Consider the following 22,879-nt stretch of genomic DNA (forward strand, 5'->3'; position numbering starts at 1 on the left):
CGACGCAGCTGATTGCCGAACGACGGGACCAGTGGGATGGGGATTCCGGGCAAGGCCTCCACGGACGGTCATGGCACGGGTCCGGGCGAGCGGCCGCAGCGGCTCGACGAGGACCGGGCCATCATGGACGCGCTGTTCACCCAGTCCCCGGTAGGCGTGGCCGTGTTCGATACGCAGCTACGCCTCGTGCGGGCGAACCCCGCGCTCGAACGCATCCACGGGATCCCCAACGACCAGGTCCTCGGTCACCGCCTCAGTGAGGTCCTGACCGAGCTGGACACCGCCGGGATAGAGAGCCGGCTCGCCAGGGTTCTGGAGACGGGCCTGCCCGTCGTCGGCGCGGAGTATCACGGCCGTACGCCCGCCGAGCCCGGCAGGGACCGCGTCTGGATGACGTCCTCGTTCGCACTGAACGGCCCGGACGGCCGACGCCTGGGCGTCACCGACGTGGTCATCGACATCACCGAGCGTCACCGGGCCCGTGAGCGTCTGGCCCTGCTCGACGACGCGGACGCCCGCATCGGAACGACACTCGATGTCACGCGCACGGCCCAGGAACTCGCCGACGTGCTCGTCCCGCGGCTGGCCGACCTCGCCACGATCGACCTCTTGGACGGCGTGGCGGCGGGCGAGGAACCCCCGCTCCCGGGCGCCGGGCGGATCGCCCTGCGTCTCACGGCGCGCAAGGCCTCCCATCCGGTGATCGCCGAGGATCTCCGGCAGATTGGAGAGATCCAGGAGTTCCCCGCCGACTCGCCCCACGCCGAGAGCCTCCTCGACGGGCAGCCCCGGCTGCTGCCGGCTGTAGGCCCCGACGTCGACTGGGTCCGCAACTCCCCCGACCCCAGGGGGCGGGCACTGCTGGCGCAAGGGGCCCACTCCCTCATGGTGGTGCCCCTCCGGGCCAGGGACACCATCCTGGGGGTGGCACATCTGTACCGCACGGGAACCCGCCCGGACGCCTTCGAACCCGACGACCTGGTTCTCGTACAGGAGCTGGTCGCCCGCGCCGCCGTCGGTGTGGACAACGCCCGCCGCTACACCGGCGAGCGCGCCGCCGCCGTCACCCTCCAGCAGAGCATGCTGCCGCGCAGCGTGCCGGACCAGAGCGCGGTCCGCATCGCGCACCACTACCGTCCCGCCCGCGCACACGCCGGGGTGAGCGGCTGCTGGTTCGATGTCATCCCGCTGTCCGGCGCCCGTGTGGCCCTCGCCGTCGGCGACATACCCGGCGCCGGCATCGAGGCCGCCGCGTGCATGGGGCAGATCTGCTCCGCCCTGCGCATCCTCGCGCAGCTGGACCTCGCCCCCGACGAGGTGCTGGCCCGGCTCGACGACATGGTGCCGCGCCTGGTCGAACGCGAGCACACCGCGGGATCCGCGCCCATCATGGAGAAGCTCGTCGGTGCGACCTGCCTGTACGCGGTCTACGACCCGGTCTCCCGCCGGTGCGTGATGGCGAGCGCCGGACACCCGCCACCCGTGGTCGTCGATCCGGGGGACCGTCTCCGCTTCGCCGAACTGCCGTCCAACCAGCCCCTGGGCCAGGGCGACCCCGTCTTCGAACCCCATGAAATGGAGCTTGCGGAGGGCAGCACGCTGGCGCTGTACACCCGGAGCCTCCGGCACGTCCTCGAGGCGGACCCCTCACTGGAGAGGCGGCTCTGCGCGATCATGACGCAGTCCCGCCGTTCGGCGGACGAGATCTGCCGGGCCGTTGCCGACGCGATCACGCCCGAACTGGCCCCCCAGGACGACCTGGCGCTGCTGCTCGCCCGTACGCGCTCGCTCGACGCCGCGCAGGTCGCCACATGGGATCTGCCGCCGGATCCCGCCGCTGTCTCCGACGCCCGTTCGCTCGCCGCGCGGCAGGTCCACCAGTGGGGTCTGGAGGACCTGGCCTTCAGCACCGAACTCATCATCAGCGAACTGGTCACCAACGCCATCCGCCACGCGACCCCGCCGATCCGGCTGCGGCTCATCCGCGACCGCATGCTGATCGTCGAGGTCAGCGACGCCAGCAGCACGTCACCGCACATCCGCCGGGCCGCGATCACCGACGAGGGCGGCCGCGGGCTCTTCCTCGTGGCCCGGTGCTCCCGCCACTGGGGCACCCGCTACCACGCCACCGGCAAGACCATCTGGGCGGAACAGTCCCTCACGGACGTCCCCCTCGGCTGAAAGTGCGCGCACCGCCCCGGCGGAACACAACGCGGAGTCCCGGATTCCCTCCTGCGAACGTCAGCAGGAGTGGCCGCCGCGGTGGACGCATGTCACCGATGACGTGCACGTGACCCTCCACGACGGTGGTGGCGAGAACGGCGGCGTGCGCACCGTTGATGAAGGCGTTGCCGCTGCCCTCGACGGCGGCTTTCAGCCGTGCGGGCTGTCGCCTGTGACCGGCACCACGCCCATCGCAGCGTCCCCGCCATGGCCTGCACCGATCGGCGAGAGCGGATCGACTCCGCGTCATCCGGCCGTCGCGCAGAGCCTCGGCGGCGATCTCGCGACGCATGGAGTTCGCCACAATTTACCCCTTTCGGGGCCGATGAATGCATAAATGTGGTTCGTAAAGCTGGTTGCACCCCTCCGGTCACCAGCTCCAGGGATTCAACGAACAGCGGCATGGGAGCAGCGTTTGATCACGGCACGTAAGCGACGCACCGGGCTGATGGCCACGGCCGGCGTACTCGGCGGCGTACTCGCACTCACGGCCCTAGGTGGTACCAGCAACGCCGCCACCGGCGACGACAACCCCGGGAATGACCCCAAAGCGCAGGCGCAGCCAGATCAGACGGGCGCCCAGGACGCTTCCGACGCCCGAATAAAGATCACGCCCGGGGACGGTGCCTACAAGGTCGGGATCAACGGCCCCGTCAACGTCACCGTCAGTAATGGAAAGCTCACCAAGGTGACCATGACCGCCGTCGCGACCGGTGCCGAGATTCCGGGCACCGTGTCCGCGGACGGCACGTCCTGGAAGCCGAACGGCGCGCTGGCGAGGGCCACCAGATATCAGGTCGCCGCGGAGGCCGCGGACGCCAAGGGCCGCTCCGCCACCGGGAACGCCACGATCACCACGTTCTCCCCCGCCAACAACTTCATCGGGCACCTCTCCCCCGAAGACGGCTCGACCGTCGGCGTGGGCATGCCGGTGACGGTCAACTTCGGCAGGGCGATCACCAACAAGGCCGCCGTGGAGTCGGAGATCCAGGTCAGCTCCAGCAGCGGCCAGCGGGTCGTCGGTCACTGGTTCAACGACAACCGCCTGGACTTCCGCCCCGAGAGCCACTGGAAGCCCGGCTCCACCGTCACCGTCAAGCTCAACGCCTACGGCGTCCAGAAGACGGTCACGTTCAAGATCGGCCGGAGCCAGATCAGCACGGTCGACGCCAAGACGAAGCAGATGACCGTCGTACGGGACGGCAAGACGATCAAGACCATCCCGATCTCGTCCGGCAGCCCCGAGCACCCGACGTACAACGGTCAGATGATCATCTCCGAGAAGTTCAGGCATATCCATATGAACGGTGCGAGCGTCGGCCTCATGGAGAAGGACGGCAAGCCCTCGTACGACATCAAGGCCGTACCGCACGCCATGCGCCTGACCGCCTCGGGCACGTTCATCCACGGCAACTACTGGGGTGCCGACTCGATCTTCGGCAAGGCCAACACCAGCCACGGCTGCGTGGGCCTGAAGGACGTCAGGGGCGGCGGCGACGGCAAGCAGCCCGCCGCGTGGTTCTTCGACAACTCGATGATCGGTGACGTCGTGATCGTCAAGAACTCGGAGGACAAGACCATGGTGGCCCCGGACAACGGCCTCGGCGACTGGAACATGCCGTGGAGCGAGTGGGTCTCGGGCAGCGCGACCGACTGACGCCACGTCGCTCCACGCATTTGAACCTGAATCCGTTCCACCAGGCAGCGGCCCGCTGGGAAGACCTCGACCTGGCCGACGGAACCGCCAGCATCCGCCGCACCCTCCAGCGCACCAACTCCGGCGGGCTGACCTCCCTGCCGACCAAGACCCAGAGTTCCGAACGGCGCATCACCCTGCCCACGCCGTGCCCGCGCTCCCTCGAACAGCACCGCAGCCGACAACTCCAGGAACGCGAAGGTCGGAAGCGGGCTGGAAGGACAGGCCCTGGCCGGGATCTGGCGCGACCTGGGCATCCCGTCGGCCTCCCGGAGGAGCTCAACCGTGGCAGCCCCGGCTTGGGGGGAGCTCGTGTGACCCGCTCAGGTCAAGCCAGCAGGCTCAGCGCCGGTTCGACCGCCGACGTCGCGGCCAGCAGGCGCCCGACGAGGTCGGCGAGCCGCACCGCCTGGCCGGGGTTGAGCCGGGGGTCGCAGGCGGTGCGGTACCGGTCGGCCAGGTAGGCGTCATCGATGTCCGCGTCGACGCACTCGGTGACGTCGTCGCCGGACACCTCCAGATGGACGCCACCCGGAAGCATCCCCGTGTCCTGGCAGGCCGCGAAGAACGCGTGCAGCTCCTCTTCGATCGCCCGCATCGTCCGGGTCTTCACACCCCTCGCGCTGGTCGTCCCGTTGCCGTGCATGGGGTCGCTGACGAAGCGGTCGGCGAGTCCCGTGTCCGCCGCGGCGGTGAGCAGCTCCCGGCAGCGCTCGTAGGCATGGGCGCGGCCCATGCGGAAGATGAAGGTCAGCCGTCCGGGCAGGTTGTCCGGGTTGAGCACGGCGTGCAGGGAGATCAGGTCCTGCGGGGTGCAGCCGGGTCCGACCTTGACGGCGATCGGATTGGCGATTCCCGTGGCGAATTCGATGTGCGGACCGGTGAGGGAGCGGGTGCGTTCCCCGATCCACAGCAGGTGCGCGGACAGGTCGTACCGGTTGCCGTCGTCGGGGCAGCGCCGGGTCTGGGGCCGTTCGTAGTCGAGCAGCAGGGCTTCGTGGGAGGTGAACACGCCCGAACCCGCCATGAATGAGAGGGTTTTGCTCGATTCCTGGTAGGTGCGCAACAGGTTGCGAGGGTTGGGTGTGCGCCCTCGTTCGGAGAAGTTCACGGAGTTCACGGCGTCGCCGAAGTAGGAGGGCAGGGCGAGATCACCGCGTCGCTCGATGGGTGAGGAGCGGGGTTTGGCGTACTGGCCGGCGATCCGGCCGACAGTGACGACCCGGGTTCCGGAGGCCGCCGTGATCCGGTCGGACATGGTGCGCAGCAGGTCGACACGGTTCACCACGGAGCGGGGGGTGTTGTCCCGGAAGGTCTCCGCGCAGTCCCCGGCCTGGAGGAGGAAAGCGGGCGTCGCGAGCACGGAGCGCAGGGCACGGCAGTCCGCGGCCGACACGAGCGGGTCGACGTGGCGGAGGACCCTGCGCACGTGTTCCGCCTCGGACGCGTCCGGCCACCGCGGCTGGTGGTGCTCCCCCGAGACGGCCCGTGCGCCGTCCGCCGTCGACCGTTCGTTCACGGACGCGCTCGCCGGCGCCCCGGTCGTGAGGAACCGGGGGTTGAAGACCTCGTGCACGAGCACCGTGACGCGGTTGGAGAACGCGATCTCGTAGGCGCGGCCGGGCGAGCCGGCCGGGAGCATCCCGAAGCGGTCGGTGGTGACCCCGACGGCGAAGATCCGACGCCGCTCGAACAGCCCCAGTTGCCGGGTGTGCAGTCCGAAGGGCGTGTCGCCACTGGGTATGACGTGGTCCCGGTCGCTCCGGCGGAAGGTGATGAGGTTCTCGCTCACCACCGCGCCCGCGCTGTCACGCAGCCGGGAACGGCGGACGCCCAGGTCGGTGTGCGGGACGGCGTCGAAGACCTTGGCGAGATGGCCGGACGGTGGAAGCGAACCGATGTCCACGTCCGGCAGCACCTCCGCGGACAGCGCGGAGCCCACGAGCGACTGCAGCAGTACGGTCGTGGAGCCTTCGTTGTGCAGCATCATGCGGGTCGGTGAGGGCATCGCAGGTGGCGCCGCGAATTCGGGGTACGCAAACAATCGAAACACCCTTATTTCATGGAATGGTCATCGTGATGCATACGGATGGGGACGGCGAAGCGATCGGCCGACGTGCCGACGGGGTTTCTCCTCGGGTGACCCGCGTTCAGGCCGCGTCGGCCGTCTCGGCGTGCGCACGAGCCTCGGCGACCGCCTGCCCGATCAGCTTCGCCGCCACCTCGGCGCCGTTGCTGGTGGGCGCGATCGCCCGCGATGCCTCGGTGGTCGTCCGGGTGAACGTGTCCGACGCGGAGAACGCGTCCTGCAGAATGCCGAGGAGCGTCGCCGCGTCCGGTTCGGTCACCGTGGTGTAGCCGAGCAGCGCGAGGCGGCGCATCGCCTCGAGTTCGTGGTATTCGTCGCGGCCGCTGAGCACGTAGGCGACAGGGGCGTTCATCACCGCCATCTCCGTCACCGAGATCCACCCCGGGGGCGAGAGCACGACCTTGGCGTGCTTGACCAGGGAGTGCCAGTCGGTGACGTAGTTGAGGAACACCACGCCGTCGATGTCCTCGGTGAACTCCTGCCTGCCGATCACCACGAGCCGGGCCTGCGGATGTGCCGCCCTCAGCTTCTCGAAGGCGGTCAGGTAGTTGGCCAGCAGGCGGTCCTTGTTCTCGGTGAACATCGTGGTGCCGCCGAACCCGGCGACGATGTACTGGCTCCCGGCGAGGCCGAATCGTTCGTCGACCTCCTCGCGCGGGGCCGGATCGGCGGCGCACGCGTCGCGCACGATCGGTCCGACGAAGTGGCCGTTGCCCGCCGCGATGGCGCGGAACACGGGAGTGCCGAAGTCGAGTTGATCCACGGTCGGCTTGTCCGTGAGTACCACCCGAGCGCGCCGTGTCACCCAGTCGAACAAGGTGGTGAGCGAGGAGCGGATGGCGTCCACCTCGTCCGTGTCTCCGACGGTGAAGCCGGCTTCCACCAGGCTGTCGTTGTCGAGCTGGCCGAGCGTGAAGTCGTAGCGCTCGGTGATCAGGACATGAGGCACGCCCGAAACCTCGGCTGCCAGGCTGGCGGCCACGTTGTAGTCGCTCACCACGACGTCGGGCCGGACGGCGGCGATGAGTGCCACCGCGTTGAGCATCCTGTCGCCGCTGATGAACGTCCGGTCCAGATAGCCGGTGACGTACGTGGTCCAGTCGAAACTCCGGCCGAGCTGCGAGGTGTTGGCGTGGTCCCGTTCGGCCGGCGCCACGTGCACCTGTACCCCGTGGGCTTCGAACATCGGGGTGAAGACCGCACTCTTGGAGCCGAGATACACGTGCTGCTCGGACTCGGGAAACAGCTCGCGCACCTTCGCGGCGACCGCGAGGGCCCGCATGTTGTGACCCGTGCCGGTTTCGGCCGGGAGGTAGAGAGCCTTCATCTGAAGACGCCTTTCGGGGTTGGGCCGTGGTCGGCGGGGCCGGTCACGGCGGCATCGGATCGAGGCCCCCGGGCACGGCATCGCGGACGCCACGCGCACACGCCGCCGCTTCGTCGCGGCGGGGGGGGACAGGGTCGTCAGGAGGGGAGCCGGGCGGCGGCCCCGATGCCGGGGCCCCGCGCGGAGCAGCGCGGAGGACGCGATCAGGACGGCCCGTGGGGTCGCATCGGGCTTGGGAGCCCCTCTCCCGCCCCGCCCCCGTGTGAAGTGTTTACTGGCGTACTGCCCAGTATGCTGTCATCTCTTGGCAGCGCAAAGGACGCCCCTTCAGGTGCCGGGGCCGGGGGCGCTCGCCGATCAGGCGTTGGCCAGCTCCATCACGTACCGGCCGTAACTGGACGACGGCGAGATCTCCTTGCCGAGCAGGGCCAGTTGCTCCTTGCCGACGTAGCCCATGCGGTAGGCGACCTCTTCCAGACAGGAGATGCGGATGCCCTGGCGCTTCTCCAGCACCTGAACGAACATCGCCGCCTCGAGGAGGCTGTCGTGCGTACCGGTGTCGAACCACGCCGAACCCCGGCCCAGGTTGACAAGCCGGGCGCGCCCCTCGCGGACGTAGGTGAGGTTGAGATCGGTGATCTCCAGCTCGCCGCGCGCCGACGGAGTGAGCCGGACGGCCCGGCTCACCGCGTCGGCGCCGTACATGTACAGCCCCGTGACGGCAAGGTTGGAGGCGGGCGCGACGGGCTTCTCCTCCAGCGTGACAATAGTCCCGTCGTCGTCGACGGTCGCCACGCCGTAGCGCTCCGGGTCGCTGACCGGGTAGCCGAACAGCGTGCACCCGTCGAGCCGTTCGGCCTCCTGGCGGAGCATGTCGGGCAGCCGGTGCCCGTAGAAGATGTTGTCGCCGAGGATGAGACAGATGTCGTGGCCGTCCGTGAACGGTCCGCCCAGGACAAGGGCTTCGGCGATTCCGCGCGGCGCCTGCTGCACGGTGTAGGTGAGCGAGATGCCGAGGCGAGCGCCGTCGCCGAGGAGCGACTGGTAGGTCGCCACGTGGTCGGGGGCGGAGATGATCAAGATCTCCCGGATGCCGGCCTGCATCAGGACGGACAGCGGGTAGTAGATCATGGGCTTGTCGTAGACCGGCAGCAACTGCTTGGAGTGCACGCTGGTGAGGGGGCGCAGCCGGGTTCCGGAGCCGCCGGCGAGGATGATGCCGCGCATGGGACTTCCTTCGGGTTCGTCGGTCGTCTGTCGCAGGGATGGGCGGCGCGCCCGTCAGGCGCCGCTCTCGCTCATCAGGGGCTGCCACCAGGCGGCGCTGTCGCGGTACCAGGCGATCGTCTCGGCGAGCCCGTCCTCGAAGGCAACCTGCGGACGGTAGCCGAGCTCCCGCAGCTTGCCGTCATCCAGTGAGTAGCGGCGGTCGTGGCCCTTGCGATCGGGCACCGGTCGCACGGACGACCAGTCGGCTCCGCAGGCGTCGAGGATCAGACCGGTGAGCTGACGGTTTGTCAATTCCCGTCCTCCGCCGATGTTGTACACCTCTCCGGGCGCTCCCTTGCCCAGGACGAGGTCGATGCCGCGGCAGTGGTCGTCGACGTGGAGCCAGTCACGGACGTTGAGTCCGTCGCCGTACAGCGGCACCGTGCCGCCCCGCAGCAATGTGGTCACGAAGAGGGGTATGACCTTCTCGGGGTACTGGTACGGGCCGTAGTTGTTGCTGCAGCGCGTGATGCCGACGTTCAGGCCGTGGGTGCGGGCGTACGCGAGGACCAGGAGGTCGGCGCCCGCCTTGGCGGCGGCGTACGGGGAGTTGGGAGCCAGGAGCCACTCCTCGGTCCACGAGCCGGACTCGATCGAACCGTACACCTCGTCCGTGGAGACGTGGACGAACCGCGGCACGCCTGCGCACAGGGCTGCCTGCAGCAGGTTCTGGGTGCCGAGCACATTGGTATGGACGAATTCGGCGGAGCTGTGGATGGAGCGGTCGACATGGGTCTCGGCGGCGAAGTTCACCACGGCGTCCACATCGGACAGCAGGTCCGGGACGAGCAGCGGGTCGGCTATGTCTCCCTCGACGAAGCGCAGCGCGGGATGTTCCGCGACCGGGGCGAGGTTGGCCAGGTTGCCCGCGTAGGTCAGTTTGTCGAGCACGGTGACGCGATCGGCGGGAATGTCCGAGCGGCCGTCAAGAAGCCTTCTCACATAATTGCTGCCGATGAAACCGGCGCCACCCGTGACTAATACATGCATGAATTATCTCGCCCTTCGACGGTGTTACTCGCGGTTCTGCGGTATTCCGCACCGTTCCCAGGGATGCAAGACGGAAGGAAACCGGAATGAGATACCCGTTTCCTCGTTGCCCCCGTTCGCTCCAGGCCTCTGACCGAAGCGATCTCCAAGGATCGTAGAACATCGAACATGCCTGCGCAACACTATACTAGCCAACCCGCTAGCGAGGTGATGCGACGCCGGTCACGCACAAGGTAACGAGTTCCCCAAGTTCGCACCTGGGAAGTGGAAGCGGAATATTTCATTTCTCAAGTTGTCACACGGATGAAACATTTTGTTGGAGACCGGTCGACCGGCGGCGGACGTCAAGAATTTCAGCCACCTCTTGCACGGCCGCGGTCCGAAACATTAGTTTCAGGTGACATGGAACATTCCCTCACATCGTTATCCGAGCCGCTGCCCCCGGAGATAAGGGATCCATCGGCGCTTGTCGAGGCGGGCACGGAGGTGGCGACCGGAACGACCGTGGGTCCCGGCGCGTGGATCCGCTTCGGCACCACCGTGCGCGCGTCCGTCGTGGAGGGCGGTGTCTTCATCGGGTTCCGCTGCCGAATCGACAGCGCGCGCATCGTCACGGGCTGCCAGATCGCCTCGATGTCCCGCATCGGCCGGTCGGGGGCCGCTCCCGTCCTGGTGGAGGCCGGGGCCTGGATCGGCGCGCGGGCCGTAGTGGATCCGGAGGTCCGGATAGGCCCGGGGGCCGTGGTCGCGGCCGGCGCCCATGTCACCGCCGACGTCCCCGCGGACACGATCGTCGTGGGGCGCCCGGCGCGCGTCCTGCGCCGGCGCGATGTCGTCGAGGACGGGGCCCCCGACTTCACCTCCGTCCTCGCCCGCGTACGGGCCCGCGCCGACTTCGGCCGCAAGCCCCTGCCTGCCGGGTGGACCTCGGACGGGGGCGGACTGCTCGACGCGGACCTCTCCGGCGACCCCGCCGTCCACCTGGGCGCCGGAGTGGTCGCCATGGGGCGCGCCGACGGCCCATCGCCTCGGGGCGGCCTGCGGATCGGCTCGGACGTGCGGGTCGGGGCCGGGTCGGTGCTGGAGGGCTCCGACGGCATCGACATCGGCCCGGGCACGGAGCTGGGAGCACGCGTTCTCGTGGTCTCCAGCGGCCACGATCTGACGCGGCGTTCCCTGCCCTGGCAGGGCGGCCCCGTCTTCGTCGGCGCCGGCGTCCGGGTCGGCGCCGACGCCACCCTGGTCGGCCCCTGCGCACTGGGCGACGGAGCCGTGGTCGCCCCGGGCGCGGTCGTCGTCGGTGACGTCCCGGCCGGACACACCACTGCCGGGGTCCTGGCGCCCCGCCAGGGGAGCCGTCCATGAGGATTCTCCTGACGCCTCACCCGACCGGTCGGGGCACACGGCGAGCACCCTCGCCCTGGCCCGCGAGCTGCGCCGCCAGGCACCGGAAGCCGAACTCACCGTCCTGTGGGCTTCTCGCGCTCCACGTTCGGCCCCTCTTCGGCGCGGCCGGGGTCACGGTGACCGACGCGACGGGGCCCGGGCACGCGCCACGGACCGGTCTGCGGCGCGAGCTCGACTGGACGACGTACATCGGCGCCTTCGCCGGCCCCACCTTCCTGGACGGCGAACAGGTGCTCGGCCACCTGGCGCACTACCGGGAGCGCCAACCGACCCGGTGGTCGACGTCCAGGACACCCCCGCCGGTATCGCCGCCGGCATCGGCGGCTTGCCCCACGCGTTGGTCACCGACCGCTGTGACGCCCCCCTCCGCCACCTCGACGAGAGCGCCCTGGTGGTGAGCGGTCTCCGGATCGACCGCCGGGACATGCGCCGGGGCAGCGGCTCCCTGCACGCCGCCTTCGACCGGGTCGCGCGTACAGCGGAGGTGACCGTGACCGACCGGCCCCGTGTGCCCGAACCTGACGGGGAGATCTCCATCGCCCGCGCCCAGTGCGGGAACCGGCCGCCCTCACCGGGCCCGTCGTCCCTGACCTGCCGGAGCGCGAGGCCGGGACCGTCCTGCGCGCCCGCCTCGGTCCGGGGACCCGGCCGCCTCGTCGGCTCGATCGAGTGCGGCGCGGCCGTGTCCGTGGAGAGCGGGCAACGGCTCGCCGAGTACTGCGTCCTCGCCCACCGCCGCCTGCGCCGACAGTATCCGGACCCCCGGCTCGTCCTGCTGATTCATGAGGGGGTGGAGGATCCGGACGGCGTGGTCGTGCGCGGATTCCTGCCCGACCGGATGACGCTGCCGCAAGAAGCCGACTTCCTGGTGACGACGCCCGACTGGGCGACGGGGGCGACCGTCGGGCGCGTTCCCACCCTCTTCGTCCTCGGCGGACCCGGCGAGTACCACGAGGCCGAGGAGTTCGACCGGCTCGCCCGACTCGGCCTCCCCGCCTTCACCGCACCGGTGATCGATCAACTCGGCGACCTGGCAGGGTCCTTCATCGGGAACCGTGCCACCGCGACACCTCCTGTCCGGCTCACCGCGGCCTCCGGAATCGGCCCGGGCTGCGCACACCTCGCGACCGCTGCCCGCACCACTCACGCCGGCCGCTCCCGCCTCCTGCCGCCCGCCGCAACGGCACGCACTCCCAGGCGACGGCGGGGGCCGACAGTACCGTCAGGACTCAACTCCCGGGCAGGCCTGTTCCGTTGGTCCCCGGTCCTGCTAGGATCCCCGTAATTCGATGTTTTACGAAAAACGAACAGCGGGAGCGGCGAACAAGCCCATGCAACGAAAAGGAACCTGATGCCCAGTCCTCCCTCCATACGCGCCTTCGTCCGGAAACACCTCCTGGACGACCACGCCCGCGTCCCCGCGGTCCTCGGCCGGGACTCCACCGACGTACTCACCCCCGACCGCACCCTGCGCGACGCCGCCCTCGCCCTCCTGGTGCTGCCCGGGCCGGGCGACGAGGTCCTTGTGGCCCGACTCCTCGCGGCACTCCGGGAGTTCACCGATCCGGAGCAGCCCGGCTTCCGCGAGCTGCTGGACGTCACCGGAGCACCCCACCCGGTCGGCGACGTCCGCACCCCCTCGGCACAGGCACTGGCCGCCTGGGCCCTGCATCGGGCGGGCACCCTGCTGAACGACGCCGCGCTCACCGCCGAGGCCCGGGAGCACCTGCTCCGCCTGACCCGGGCGGCCCTCGCACACAGGTGGCCCGCCCGGCTCGACCGCTCCTGGCACACCGTCCTGGACGGAGCCAGCCCTCTGGAGGAGACCGCGGTCCTGATCCTGGCCGCCGACGCCATGGCCGAGGACGGCTCGGTGTTCCTCGACGAGGCCGCGGACCACCTGGAGCAGTACGTCCACGGCGACGCCGTCTGGGCCTGCCTCACCCCACGCGGCGAACCGGACACCCTCCACGGCCACCGCACCCGGGCGAGCGCCCTGGCCGCCCTCGCCTGGACCGCGCTCCACAAACGCGGCCACGCCGGCGCGGCCGACCGGGCACGGCGGGCGCTGCTGCACGTCCACGCCCACCACGGCCACACCGGTGCCCGCGGCTACTGGGACCGCAGCGACGCCCGCTCCGTGGTCCGCGTCGACCCGATAGCCGCCCTGCACGGCCGCCCCGACTCGCCGTTCCCGTCGAAGCTCGTCGCCGACCATGCCCTGCTCGCCCTGGCCGCCCGCGGCGCCGCCGCACTCGGCACCGCCGACACCGACACCGACGTAAGCCTCAAGGCGCTCGCCGAGGAGGCCACGGCCGAACTGGAGCGGTACGGCGATCCCTTCGCCGGAGGGGTGTTCCACGGGCAGGGCAGCTGGTTCTCCACCCCCGTCGACCCGACCGTCCCGCTCGCCCGGCATGTCATGGTGCCGCCGCGCAGCACCGGCTCGTTCGCCGTCGGTAACACCACCTACGTTCCCTTCCACGGCAAGCACGCCCAGACCCAGTTGCTGGCCCTGGCCGCCCTCGGCGACCGGGTGCCCACGACGCGGAGCGCGCCGGCGCTGATCGAGCGGCCCGAGCCTGAGCCGTTCGACAACGACCTCGGCCACGTCACCACCGCGCCCCTGTCCGAGGACCGGATCGATGTCGCCCACTACCTGCGCTGGCTCCGGTCCACCGCCTCTGGTCTTGGTTACGGTCTCACCCCCTACCGTTCGCCGCTGAGCCTGCGCTCCGACCGCACCGCGCAGACCTTCTCCGTGCTGCACGTGGTCTCCGATCTGATGGCCCTGGGCGAGCCCGTGCCGAACGTGCCGGGCGTGCTCACCGGCGTCTTCGCCACCCAGAACCCGGACGGCGGCTTCGGCGAACAGCCGTCCCTGCCTTCCGAGACGTTCACCACGTACTGTGCGGTCCTGACGGCCGTCGTCCTCGGCGGCGGCGACCACCCCGCCTTCGACCGCGAGGGCTGCGTGGCGTTCCTGCGGTCCTGCCAACGCCCCGAGGGCGGGTTCGGAAACGCGGTCGGCTACCCGTGCGACGCCTGGCACTCCCACCTCGCCACGCTGACCCTGGTCGCCCTCGGCGCCCGCCCCGAGCGGGAGGACGATCTGGTGGCGTACCTGCTCGACTGCCAGAACCCGGAGGGGGGTTACGGCAACCAGCCCGGTTCGCCGTCGGACACGTTCGCCACCTTCCGCGTGGTCGGCGCCCTGATCGCGCTCGGCCTGCGCCCGCCGCACGCGGAGAAGACCGTCTCGTGGCTGCGCGGTCTGCAGACGGAGGCGGGCGGCTTCCGCTACCGGGAAAGCGGCGCGGAGAGCTTCGTGGGGTCGTACCACGCCATCGCGGCGCTCTACATGCTCGGCTCCCTGCCCGCCGACACCGAAGCCTGCAAACAGTGGATCGCGATCCGGCAGAGCGCCGACGGCGGCTTCTCCCGCGTACCCGGCGGCCCTTCGGAGACCACCGACGAAGGGTTCATCGCGATCCAGGCCCTCCACATGCTCGAAGGGAAACTCAACCGCTCCTGGGCGGTGATGATGACATGACCAGTACCTCCCCCCTCTCCTCGATCCCGACCGCCACAGACTCGAAGACCGCCGCGCCCTCGGCGCGAACCGTCTCCCTGCTGGCGTTCGCCACGATGTTCGTCATCGGTACGGACACCTTCCTCGTCGCGCCCCTGCTGCCGACGCTGACCCGCACCTTCGACGTCTCCTCCGACATCTCCGGCTGGATGGTCAGTGCCTACGCCCTCGGCTACGCGCTCTTCGCCCTGATCGCCGGGCCGCTGTCGGACGGGCGCGACCGTCGCCGGGTGCTGCTGACCGGGCTGGTGGGGTTCATCGTGATGACGACCCTGTGCGGATTCGCGCAGGGCTTCTGGACGATGATCCTCTTCCGGTTCCTCGCCGGCGTGAGCGCCGCGTTCGTCTCCCCGCAGATCTGGGCCTCCATCCCCGTCCTGGTCAAGCCCCAGGAGATCGTGCGGACCATGGGCTTCGCCACGGCGGGCCTGTCGATCGCGCAGTTCGCCGGCATCCCGCTCGGCAGCTGGCTCGCCGCCGACTCCTGGCACCTGCCCTTCTGGACCATCGGCGCGGCCTCCGTGCTGCTGTGGTTGCTGCTCGCCCGCTGCTTCCCGTCGGTGCCGGGCCGCCCCGGGGCCCCCACCGGAGCGCGGGCCGTCCTCGGCACCTACCGCACGGTGCTCGGCGCGGGACGGCTGCGCTGGTTCCTCCTCGGCTACCTGGTCTTCCAGACCGGCAACTTCGAGGCCATCTCCTTCTTCGGGTCATGGTTCACCAAGGACTTCGGCCTCAGCGTCGGGTCCGTGGGTACGGCCATGATGGCGGTCGGCGCGGGCAACGTGATCGGATCGCTGTTCGGCAGCAGGCTCGTCCAGCGCCTCGGCCTGTACCGCTCGCTGCTGACGGCCGTACTGGTCATGGCCGTCCTGTACTGCCTGGTCCCGCTGTCCCCGAACCTCCCCACCGCGCTGGTGCTGCTGGCGCTCATCATGATGGTCGGCGGATTCCTCTTCCCCGTCTTCATGAGCATCCTTCAGCAGCAGACCGAGACCGCCCGCGGCACGGTCTCCTCGCTGGCGAACTCCGCCATGTACGTAGGCACCACCGTCGGCGGCGCCGTCGGCGGCGTCCTGCTCGGCAAGGTCGACGGCTTCTGGGGCGTGGCCGCGTTCACCGTCGCCGCGTACCTGGTCTCCCTCGTGGTGTACGCCGCCGCGGGCGCCTTCCGCAAGCAGGAGGCCGGCGCATGAACACGGCCGTGCTCTTCGACCGGTACGGGGCACCGGACGCTCTGTACGCCACCGACGTGCCCATCCCCGCGCCAGGACCCGGCGAGGTCGTGATCCGCTACACCGCGATCGGGGTCAACCCCATCGACTGGAAGATCCTGAACGGTGGTCTACGGGCGCACATCCCCATGGAGCTGCCCGGCGGCTGCCTGGGCGTCGAGGCCGCCGGAGTGGTCGTCGACGTCGGTGCCGGCGTACGCCGGTTCCGAGTCGGCGATCCCGTCATCCGTCACGGACGGCCCGGCACCTACCGAGAGTACGAGGCCGTCCCCGCGTCCCAGGAGGCCGACGAACTCACGCCCCAGTCCGGCCGGTTCTCCGCCGAACAGGCCGCCGTCCTGCCCGTGGCCGCGGGTACCGCCTACTCCGCCCTGCGTCAGGTCGGGCTGCGTGCCGGTGAACGCCTGCTGGTGCACGGCGCGTCCGGCGGAGTGGGCCTCGCCACCGTCCAACTGGCCCTGTTGATGGGCGCCGCCGAGGTGGTCGGCACGGCCTCGGCCCACCACCACGATCTGCTGCGACGGCTCGGGGTCGCCCCGGTCGAGTACGGCGACGGTCTCCTCGAACGGCTGGAGGAATTCGGCCCGTTCAGCGCGTCCGTCGACTGCGCGGGCGGCTCCCAGCCGACGGAGGTCGCGGTACGTATGGTGAGCATCCCGGGGCGCCGGGTCACGGTCGCGGACCTCCAGGCCCACGCTCGGGGTGTCCCCTTCCTGGACCACGTCCCCCTGGAACTGGCGTCCACGCTGGACCTTATCGGTCACAGCCCCTTCGAACTGCCGATCGCCGCCCGTTTTCCGCTGGCGAAGGCCGGCGAGGCGCTCGAACTCGGTATGCGGGGCGGAGTCGGCGGAAAGATCGTGCTCCTCCCGGGACAGTGACCACGCGGACGCGGGCCGGCGCGGCGACCGCCGGCCCGTGTCCGTTCCTCCACCCCCTCGCCACGACCACGGATCGCTCCATGACCTACCGCTATGACGCCGACATCGATGCCCTCGCACTCTTCGACGCCCTCGACCTGACCGACCCGGAAGCGACCCGCCAGGCTGCGCCAATTCAGCGCCGGGCCCGCGGGCAGCGACGAAACTCTGCCGGCGGTGCTCAACTTCCATGGCGGCGGCTTTGTGTTCGGGGTGATATCGAACGACGACCTGACCTGCCTCGACGCCATGCGCCGGATCGACGTCGTGGTCGTCTCCGTCGGCTACCGCCTCGCGACGCCGGCCGGATCGCCGTCCACGGAACCAGCGCCGGCTGCGGACTGGCCGCGGCCATGGCGCTGCCGACCCCGGACCGGCGGCCCCGCCCTCGCCTTCCAGTACGTTGAACTGCCCGAACTGGACGATCGCCTGGACACGCCGGGCATGCTCCGGCTCACCGACACCCCTGGCTGGAACGCTCCGGGCGTGCGGACCAGCCGGCGCCCTTACCTCGGTGAGCGGTCGGACGGGGACGACGTACCGGTGAACGCCGCCGCCCGCGCGAAGGACCTGTCGGGCCTTGCCCCCGGCGTACATCGTCGCAGTGGAGTCCGACGCGTGCCGGGACGAGGCGGCCGCCTACGCGCAGAACCTCCTCACCGTGGAAGTGCCTGTCGAACTGCATGTGTTCACCGGGGCCCACCATCTGGCCTTCTGATCCCGACGGCGCAGGTCGCCCCTCGGCGGACGAGAAGCGCGCCACGGTGCTGGGCCGTGCACTCCACGACTGACCCGGCGGGCAGCGGGGCTCGTGCCGGGCGGAAGGCACGGGCCCCGGACCGCACCGGACCGTCGGCTGTACGCTCCCCGGAGACCCAAAGTTCTATTATCGTAGAACGTTGAATCAGGCAGGCCGGAGACTCGTGTCGGGCAGAGACCGGCGCCGCCTCACACATCAACCAGGAGGTCGCGCATGCGCAGCCAGCTCTACCACCCCGATCGGCGCGAGATCTCCCTGGACAAGGTGCTGCACGCGCTGAGCGACCCGATCCGCCGGGACATCGCGCGCGTCATGCACACGGAGGGCTCCCGCACCTGCGGCCAACTCGACTACCCGATCGCCAAGTCGACGCTCTCGCACCACCTGAAGGTCCTGCGTGAATCCGGCGTCATGCACACCGAGGTCCGGGGAACCACCCGGATCATCACCCTACGGCGTGACGACCTCGACGCCCGCTTCCCCGGCCTGCTCGATGCCGTGCAGGTCACAAGACCCGCACCGGACGAGAAACCGGCCGCTGTTGTGGGGACGCTCACTTGACCTGACACCGGTGTCAAACCGTAACGTCTCGCTCATCCGTCCTGCGACGCGGGAGAAGCCGGCTGGCGCACACGCCACGGCTCAATCCCCCGCGCAAGCGGTTGACCACAGAGGGTGGCGGCGGGCCTGGCCCAGGGCCTGGATCGGGACGGGCTCCCCAGGCTCGACGAGGCCTGCCCCGCCCTCTCGAAACGCGTGAAGGGATCACCGATGACCTCGACCGTACCGCGACGCGTTGCCCACAAGGCCGGCATCGACCTTCCCGTGGTCGGACTCGGCACGTGGCGTACCTTCAGCCATCCGGATCCGGACCGGCTCGCGGGGGTGTTACAGGCCGCCCGCGAGGCCGGCGCCGAACTCGTCGACACCGCTCCGGTCTACTCGGACGCGGAACCCCGTCTCGCGGCGCTGCTCCGCGGCGACCGCACCTTCTTCGTCGCGACCAAGATCTGGGACACCGACCCCGACGCCGTCGAGGCGGTGTTCAGAAGTCAGCTTGCCGCCTACGGGCGCCCCTCGATCGATCTTCTGCAGGTCCACAATCTCAACGGCTGGCGCGGCAACCTGGAGTGGCTCGACCGGCAGAAGACGGCCGGACGCATCCGGTTCACCGGTGTCACCTACCAGTTCGACCACGCCTTCGGCATCGGCGGAAGCCGCGCGGATCTCATCCGAGTGATCGAGGACGACCTGGTCGACTTCGTGCAGATCAATCTGAACGCGGCCGAGACGTCGCTGGCCGAGGACGCCCTCCCGGCGGCCGCCGAGTCCGGGATCGGCGTGGTGGTGATGCGTCCGTTCGGTGAGGGCGAGCTGCTCGCCTCGCCTCCGCCCGCCGAGTGGCTGCGCGAACTCGGCTGCTCCAGCTGGCCCGACGCGCTGCTGCGCTGGGTGCTGACGCATACTCAGGTCACGTCGGTACTCACGGCGACGTCCCGGCCGCAGCACTTCCGCGCCAACGCGGCCGCGGCGCGCTCGGGCCCGCTCGGACCGGACGAGGCGGCCGAAGTCACCAAGTACGCGCGGTCGGTCCTGGGCGCGGGGGTGAGGCGGTGAACCGGGCCCCTCGATCGGCATCCAAGTACACTGCGCAAAGTCGGCATTCACTGTCCACATCGGCGTGTCATGGTGAACGGAGCGGCAAGTTGGACGTTCGGGACGGCGGTGAGAGCTTTACTGGCCGGCTCAACTACCTCTTCTCAGTGGCAGGCGGCCCCGACCACGAGAACAGGTGGCGTAATTTCGGCACCGCCGAAGTCGCGGACACGATCAGCCGGCCCGAAGGCAGGTACGCCGTCAAACTGTCCCGCAGCTACCTCGGCATGCTCCGCTCCGGAAGGTACACGAACCCGTCCATCGCCGTGGTCGTCGCGCTCGTGCGGTTCTTCAACGACCACCTGCCCAAAGGACATCCGGAGATCAGCGTCGACTGGCTCACCTCCGGCTCTTCTGGAACGAAGAACCCCACCACCGACGGCAGAGAAGCCCTCTCACCACTCGCGGACCAACAGGTCCAACACATCGCCATGCGCGCGGGAAAGATGACGCCCGAATTGCGGAATCAGCTCATCGCAATCCTAGACATGATGGACGGAAACAAGTGACGGCCATTCGGTTACCGAATATCCACTCCTGCCGAAAATTCGTCCGCGCGCTGCGACTGGACCCCTACGCGACCGCCTACGAACTGTGTGACCAGATCAGTTCGCTGCGGGCCAGGCCGATACGCGTCGTGGAATCGCGACTGCCGATCCCAGGCCCGATGGGGGTCTGGGTCTGCCGGGCGCACGACGACGTCGTGGTCGTCCAGGAGTTGGCCACCGGCGCCCACCGCGACCACATCGTGCTGCATGAACTCGCCCACATACTGTGCGAGCACGAAGGCGAGACGTTCCCCGAGTACGAACCCGTACTCCCCGCGCTCGACCGAGAACGGGACGGCGGTGCGGTCCTGCGCCTCCGCTCGGCCTACGACTCGGAGGCGGAACGCGAGGCCGAACTGCTCGCCGCCGCGTTCGCCGAGCAGATGACCGACGACCGCTCTGAGCCGGGCATCGCGTGGGACGTGCACCGGTACTTCGCCGGGGGCTGAGCCCGACATGGCCACCACGCTTCAGTACGTCCTGTCCGGCTTCCTGTGCGTCGCCCTGCTGGCGAAGATGGCCGAGGTGCGTCTGAAGCAGAGACGCGACCCGCAGGCGGCGATGCTGATCGTGGCGCTGGGCAGTTTCACCATCGCCGCCCTGGTCGGCATCCCCGTCGCCCGGCAGCACATTCCGTTCGAGAGCGTGCCAGGCGTCGCGTCCATCACGATGGACACCGGCGTGTCCGTGAGCCTGGCGCTCCTCACCGCCTATCTCTGGACTCCACTGGAGCCCTGCAGCACGGTTCCCTGGTGGCGGGGGCGGCTGTTCCTGTCCGCGTGGGCGGTCAGTGTGCTCCTCGCGGCACTCATGGCGGCGACCCCGGCCCGACTGCGCACCAATCCGCTGCAAAACGAGTACACCGGCGACTGGCGGATCGTCGGCATCTACGTGCTGGGGAACCTGTTCTTCCTCCACTGCTCCACAGCCTCGGCGATCGCCTGCGTCCGCATCACCCGGATCGTACGCGGCCACGTCACCATCGCCGTGGCCGTGGGCGCGATCGGAATGGCCGCGTACGCCGTCACCTGTGTCAACCGCCTGGTCCTGGTACTCACCCAACTGCTCGTGGGAAACGGCTGGTTCGCCTGGTACAGCGTGCTCAACTTCCTGTTCACCGAAGCCGCCGTCCTGGCCAGTGTGCTCGGTCTGCACTTCACGGCCCTCTGGCGATTCGCGACGGCATGCCGTCGGTGGTACGACGATCTGCGCGCCTTTCTCCTCCTGGGCCCGGTGTGGCGGCGGCTCACCGCGATGTACCCGGACGTGGTGCTGCCCAGGGAACACGGTCTGGGCGGGCTGTGGGACCGCCTCGACGTCTCATACCGGAAATACCGGCGGGAGATCGAGTGCCAGGACGCGTTGCTGTTGTTGACAGGCGGCAGTCCCCCCGATGAGCGACGAACGGCCGCTCATGATGCCGGACTGAACGACGACCAGGTGCGGCTGCTGCACTCGCTGTCGTCCATGAGCCGCACCACGGTCTGAGGCACGAGAAGGAGTTGCCATGCGCATCGGAGAACTGTCGGAACGGTCGGGAGCGAGCGCGCGCTCCATCCGGTACTACGAGTCCGTGGGCCTGCTGTCGTCCCGGCGCGCGAGCAACGGATACCGCGAGTTCGATGCCGGCGCACCGGAGCAGATCGCCAAGATCAAGCTGCTGCTGCAGGTCGGGCTGGACATGGCCGACATCGTCACGGTCCTCCCTTGCGTGAACGCGCCGTCCATCGCGCACTGCGCCCGGGCCCAGGAGCGCTTCGACGAGCAGATCCAGCGCATCGAGCGCCAGCAGGAGCTGCTGACGCGTGCCAAGTCGCTCCTGCTCGAACTGCGTACGGAAGGTACCGCCGCCGCGTCTCTGCCGCCCGGGGGTTCGATCCGCGCGGTCAGCGCGAACGTGACAGCCGGAATCCGCTGATCACCGACACGACCGCACGGGCCGAACCGAGTCGGTGTGCCTCAGAATGAAGTTTCCATCGCTCTCGGCCTTGCCCGAGTCCTCGGAGCGACGCTTCACCCTGGCAGTGCCAGAGTGGGTCTTCAAAGTTGAGCGGTGCGGAGGTGTCCGCGGGCTCGGCGGGTGGTCGTGGGTCGCCCAGCAGGCCCGGAACCTGGTCATGGATCTGGGCGAAAGAGCCGAACAGGTGCGGTTTCTCATCCGAGACCGCGACGCGAAGTTCACCGGTGTCTTCGATGAGGTGTTCACCTCACTGGGTGCCCGGGTGATCCGGACACCGGTCCGTGCGCCGCGGGCGAACGCGATCGCCGAACGCTGGGTCGGCACCGTCCGGCGCGAATGCACCGACCGGCTCTTGATCTACAAGGAGCAGCACCTGCGCGGGGTGCTCACCGCTTACGAGCACCACTACAACGCCCGTCGCCCGCACCGGGCACGAAACCGGCGACCGCCCCAACCTCTACCGGCGGCTCCGGCCGACCTGAATCACGTCCGGCTCACGCGGCGCCAAGCCGTTGGCGGCCTGATCAACGAGTACCGGAGCGCTGCATAGCCATACGCGAAAAACCGCAGGTCAAACACTAAATCCGGGTTTTCGCATCCCACAGGGTCCACTCCAACGACCCCGCCCACGAAGCGATCATCAGCCCTGATCTTTTCGATGCCGCCCGCACCGTGCGCACACAGCGCGCCCGCAACCAGGGGCGGCAGGAGCGCGCCGACAAGCGGGGCGCACGCCCCTACGCTCTGCGCGGCCGGGTCCGGTGCAGCCCAGCCTGTGCGGGCGCAAGATGCAGCCCGCCACCATCCGCAGCCGCGTCCACTACCGCTGCGAGTTCAAAGAGGAAGAAGCCGCCCTCTATCCCGATCTCACCCACCCGCGCACCGTCTACCTGCGGGAAGACGTCGTGTGCCAGGCCCTGGACCGGTGGATCGCCCGGGCCTTCGCCCCCGACCGGCTCTCCGCCACCATCGAAGCGCACGACGCCCTGGGCATCACTATCAGCCACGAACACGCAACGAGGACCGCGACCGTTAGGTCGAGGCCCTCGTCACCGTATCGTCAAGCGTTGTGCGTTGTGTCCGAGGGGGGACTTGAACCCCCACGCCCGATAAAGGGCACTAGCACCTCAAGCTAGCGCGTCTGCCATTCCGCCACCCGGACCAGGTGTCTGCCGCCTTGCCGGGGCTGTTCCCGGCGGCGACATGGACA

Annotated in this window: 19 protein-coding genes, 1 tRNA gene and 2 pseudogenes; 17 read left to right on the forward strand and 5 right to left on the reverse strand. The window is 69.6% G+C overall.

All coding sequences use genetic code 11. The features are described 5' to 3' along the window. Positions 1 to 36 precede the first annotated feature (36 nt). From Q8A52_RS25160 to Q8A52_RS25170, 3 genes are all read left to right on the forward strand, one after another. Positions 37 to 2,181 carry a SpoIIE family protein phosphatase gene (locus Q8A52_RS25160; protein ID WP_316755448.1) on the forward strand — a complete coding sequence of 715 codons (2,145 nt, stop codon included), beginning with the start codon at positions 37 to 39 and terminating at the stop codon, positions 2,179 to 2,181. A gap of 109 nt (positions 2,182 to 2,290) precedes the next feature. Then, positions 2,291 to 2,560: a hypothetical protein gene (locus Q8A52_RS25165; protein ID WP_316755450.1), complete on the forward strand. Its 270-nt coding sequence runs from the start codon at positions 2,291 to 2,293 to the stop codon at positions 2,558 to 2,560. A gap of 111 nt (positions 2,561 to 2,671) precedes the next feature. Next, on the forward strand, positions 2,672 to 3,880 hold the full coding sequence (locus Q8A52_RS25170) for a L,D-transpeptidase (protein WP_316755753.1): 1,209 nt from the start codon (positions 2,672 to 2,674) through the stop codon (positions 3,878 to 3,880). Between the two features lie 367 nt (positions 3,881 to 4,247). Here Q8A52_RS25170 and Q8A52_RS25180 read toward each other — a convergent pair whose 3' ends face one another. The 4 genes from Q8A52_RS25180 to rfbB form a co-directional block, all read right to left on the reverse strand. Continuing rightward, entirely contained in the window at positions 4,248 to 5,909 is a 1,662-nt protein-coding gene (locus Q8A52_RS25180; protein WP_316755451.1) for a 3-deoxy-7-phosphoheptulonate synthase, read from the reverse strand. 160 nt (positions 5,910 to 6,069) lie between these two features. After that, entirely contained in the window at positions 6,070 to 7,335 is a 1,266-nt protein-coding gene (locus tag Q8A52_RS25185) for a glycosyltransferase family protein (RefSeq protein ID WP_316755453.1), read from the reverse strand. A gap of 357 nt (positions 7,336 to 7,692) precedes the next feature. Continuing rightward, complete coding sequence (rfbA, locus tag Q8A52_RS25190; protein WP_316755455.1) at positions 7,693 to 8,562, reverse strand: glucose-1-phosphate thymidylyltransferase RfbA; 870 nt, start codon at positions 8,560 to 8,562, stop codon at positions 7,693 to 7,695. A gap of 54 nt (positions 8,563 to 8,616) precedes the next feature. Then, a complete protein-coding gene (rfbB, locus tag Q8A52_RS25195; protein WP_316755457.1) occupies positions 8,617 to 9,594 on the reverse strand; it encodes a dTDP-glucose 4,6-dehydratase in 978 nt (325 codons plus the stop codon). 486 nt (positions 9,595 to 10,080) lie between these two features. Between rfbB and Q8A52_RS25200 the strand changes: the two genes are divergently transcribed. From Q8A52_RS25200 to Q8A52_RS25260, 14 genes and pseudogenes are all read left to right on the forward strand, one after another. Beyond that, on the forward strand, positions 10,081 to 10,959 hold the full coding sequence (locus tag Q8A52_RS25200; RefSeq protein ID WP_316755459.1) for a DapH/DapD/GlmU-related protein: 879 nt from the start codon (positions 10,081 to 10,083) through the stop codon (positions 10,957 to 10,959). A 316-nt stretch (positions 10,960 to 11,275) separates the two neighbouring features. After that, entirely contained in the window at positions 11,276 to 12,286 is a 1,011-nt protein-coding gene (locus Q8A52_RS25205; RefSeq protein WP_316755460.1) for a hypothetical protein, read from the forward strand. A gap of 66 nt (positions 12,287 to 12,352) precedes the next feature. Further along, positions 12,353 to 14,554 (forward strand): prenyltransferase/squalene oxidase repeat-containing protein, encoded by a 2,202-nt coding sequence (locus tag Q8A52_RS25210; protein ID WP_316755461.1) that lies wholly within the window; start codon positions 12,353 to 12,355, stop codon positions 14,552 to 14,554. After that, a complete protein-coding gene (locus Q8A52_RS25215; RefSeq protein ID WP_316755463.1) occupies positions 14,551 to 15,786 on the forward strand; it encodes an MFS transporter in 1,236 nt (411 codons plus the stop codon). Before Q8A52_RS25210 ends, Q8A52_RS25215 begins: the two co-directional genes overlap by 4 nt. Further along, complete coding sequence (locus tag Q8A52_RS25220; RefSeq protein WP_316755465.1) at positions 15,783 to 16,706, forward strand: NADP-dependent oxidoreductase; 924 nt, start codon at positions 15,783 to 15,785, stop codon at positions 16,704 to 16,706. Before Q8A52_RS25215 ends, Q8A52_RS25220 begins: the two co-directional genes overlap by 4 nt. Before the next feature lie 216 nt (positions 16,707 to 16,922). Further along, a pseudogene (locus tag Q8A52_RS49095) lies at positions 16,923 to 17,033 on the forward strand (alpha/beta hydrolase fold domain-containing protein); the annotation flags it as partial. A 289-nt stretch (positions 17,034 to 17,322) separates the two neighbouring features. Continuing rightward, positions 17,323 to 17,463 (forward strand): annotated as a pseudogene (locus tag Q8A52_RS25225) (alpha/beta hydrolase fold domain-containing protein); the annotation flags it as partial. A 255-nt stretch (positions 17,464 to 17,718) separates the two neighbouring features. Beyond that, positions 17,719 to 18,066: an ArsR/SmtB family transcription factor gene (locus tag Q8A52_RS25230; RefSeq protein WP_316755467.1), complete on the forward strand. Its 348-nt coding sequence runs from the start codon at positions 17,719 to 17,721 to the stop codon at positions 18,064 to 18,066. Between the two features lie 210 nt (positions 18,067 to 18,276). Continuing rightward, positions 18,277 to 19,122: an aldo/keto reductase gene (locus Q8A52_RS25235; protein ID WP_316755469.1), complete on the forward strand. Its 846-nt coding sequence runs from the start codon at positions 18,277 to 18,279 to the stop codon at positions 19,120 to 19,122. A gap of 89 nt (positions 19,123 to 19,211) precedes the next feature. Next, positions 19,212 to 19,670, forward strand: a complete 459-nt coding sequence (locus tag Q8A52_RS25240) for a hypothetical protein (protein WP_316755471.1) — start codon at positions 19,212 to 19,214, stop codon at positions 19,668 to 19,670. 158 nt (positions 19,671 to 19,828) lie between these two features. Beyond that, positions 19,829 to 20,158 (forward strand): ImmA/IrrE family metallo-endopeptidase, encoded by a 330-nt coding sequence (locus Q8A52_RS25245; protein WP_316755473.1) that lies wholly within the window; start codon positions 19,829 to 19,831, stop codon positions 20,156 to 20,158. Positions 20,159 to 20,165: 7 nt separating this feature from the next. Then, complete coding sequence (locus tag Q8A52_RS25250) at positions 20,166 to 21,197, forward strand: MAB_1171c family putative transporter (RefSeq protein WP_316755475.1); 1,032 nt, start codon at positions 20,166 to 20,168, stop codon at positions 21,195 to 21,197. Positions 21,198 to 21,216: 19 nt separating this feature from the next. Then, positions 21,217 to 21,627 (forward strand): MerR family transcriptional regulator, encoded by a 411-nt coding sequence (locus Q8A52_RS25255; protein ID WP_316755477.1) that lies wholly within the window; start codon positions 21,217 to 21,219, stop codon positions 21,625 to 21,627. A 199-nt stretch (positions 21,628 to 21,826) separates the two neighbouring features. Beyond that, positions 21,827 to 22,219, forward strand: coding sequence for an integrase core domain-containing protein (locus Q8A52_RS25260; RefSeq protein WP_316755479.1), 393 nt, complete (start codon positions 21,827 to 21,829; stop codon positions 22,217 to 22,219). Between the two features lie 527 nt (positions 22,220 to 22,746). On the opposite strand, the gene Q8A52_RS25265 is transcribed toward Q8A52_RS25260, so the two are convergent. Next, positions 22,747 to 22,831 (reverse strand) — tRNA-Leu (locus Q8A52_RS25265). Between the last annotated feature and the right edge of the window lie 48 nt (positions 22,832 to 22,879).

The sequence above is a fragment of the Streptomyces herbicida genome (assembly GCF_032656585.1).
Lineage (GTDB): Bacteria > Actinomycetota > Actinomycetes > Streptomycetales > Streptomycetaceae > Streptomyces > Streptomyces herbicida.

What these genes read in the sequence shown, in the direction of transcription:
- Q8A52_RS25160 (WP_316755448.1), top strand. Translation starts at nt 37, where the DNA reads ATGGGGATTCCGGGCAAGGCCTCCACGGACGGTCATGGCACGGGTCCG.
- Q8A52_RS25170 (WP_316755753.1), top strand. Translation starts at nt 2,672, where the DNA reads ATGGCCACGGCCGGCGTACTCGGCGGCGTACTCGCACTCACGGCCCTA.
- Q8A52_RS25180 (WP_316755451.1), bottom strand. Translation starts at nt 5,909, where the DNA reads ATGATGCTGCACAACGAAGGCTCCACGACCGTACTGCTGCAGTCGCTC.
- Q8A52_RS25185 (WP_316755453.1), bottom strand. Translation starts at nt 7,335, where the DNA reads ATGAAGGCTCTCTACCTCCCGGCCGAAACCGGCACGGGTCACAACATG.
- rfbA (WP_316755455.1), bottom strand. Translation starts at nt 8,562, where the DNA reads ATGCGCGGCATCATCCTCGCCGGCGGCTCCGGAACCCGGCTGCGCCCC.
- rfbB (WP_316755457.1), bottom strand. Translation starts at nt 9,594, where the DNA reads ATGCATGTATTAGTCACGGGTGGCGCCGGTTTCATCGGCAGCAATTAT.
- Q8A52_RS25210 (WP_316755461.1), top strand. Translation starts at nt 12,353, where the DNA reads ATGCCCAGTCCTCCCTCCATACGCGCCTTCGTCCGGAAACACCTCCTG.
- Q8A52_RS25215 (WP_316755463.1), top strand. Translation starts at nt 14,551, where the DNA reads ATGACCAGTACCTCCCCCCTCTCCTCGATCCCGACCGCCACAGACTCG.
- Q8A52_RS25220 (WP_316755465.1), top strand. Translation starts at nt 15,783, where the DNA reads ATGAACACGGCCGTGCTCTTCGACCGGTACGGGGCACCGGACGCTCTG.
- Q8A52_RS25230 (WP_316755467.1), top strand. Translation starts at nt 17,719, where the DNA reads ATGCGCAGCCAGCTCTACCACCCCGATCGGCGCGAGATCTCCCTGGAC.
- Q8A52_RS25235 (WP_316755469.1), top strand. Translation starts at nt 18,277, where the DNA reads ATGACCTCGACCGTACCGCGACGCGTTGCCCACAAGGCCGGCATCGAC.
- Q8A52_RS25245 (WP_316755473.1), top strand. Translation starts at nt 19,829, where the DNA reads ATGGGGGTCTGGGTCTGCCGGGCGCACGACGACGTCGTGGTCGTCCAG.
- Q8A52_RS25250 (WP_316755475.1), top strand. Translation starts at nt 20,166, where the DNA reads ATGGCCACCACGCTTCAGTACGTCCTGTCCGGCTTCCTGTGCGTCGCC.
- Q8A52_RS25255 (WP_316755477.1), top strand. Translation starts at nt 21,217, where the DNA reads ATGCGCATCGGAGAACTGTCGGAACGGTCGGGAGCGAGCGCGCGCTCC.
- Q8A52_RS25260 (WP_316755479.1), top strand. Translation starts at nt 21,827, where the DNA reads ATGGATCTGGGCGAAAGAGCCGAACAGGTGCGGTTTCTCATCCGAGAC.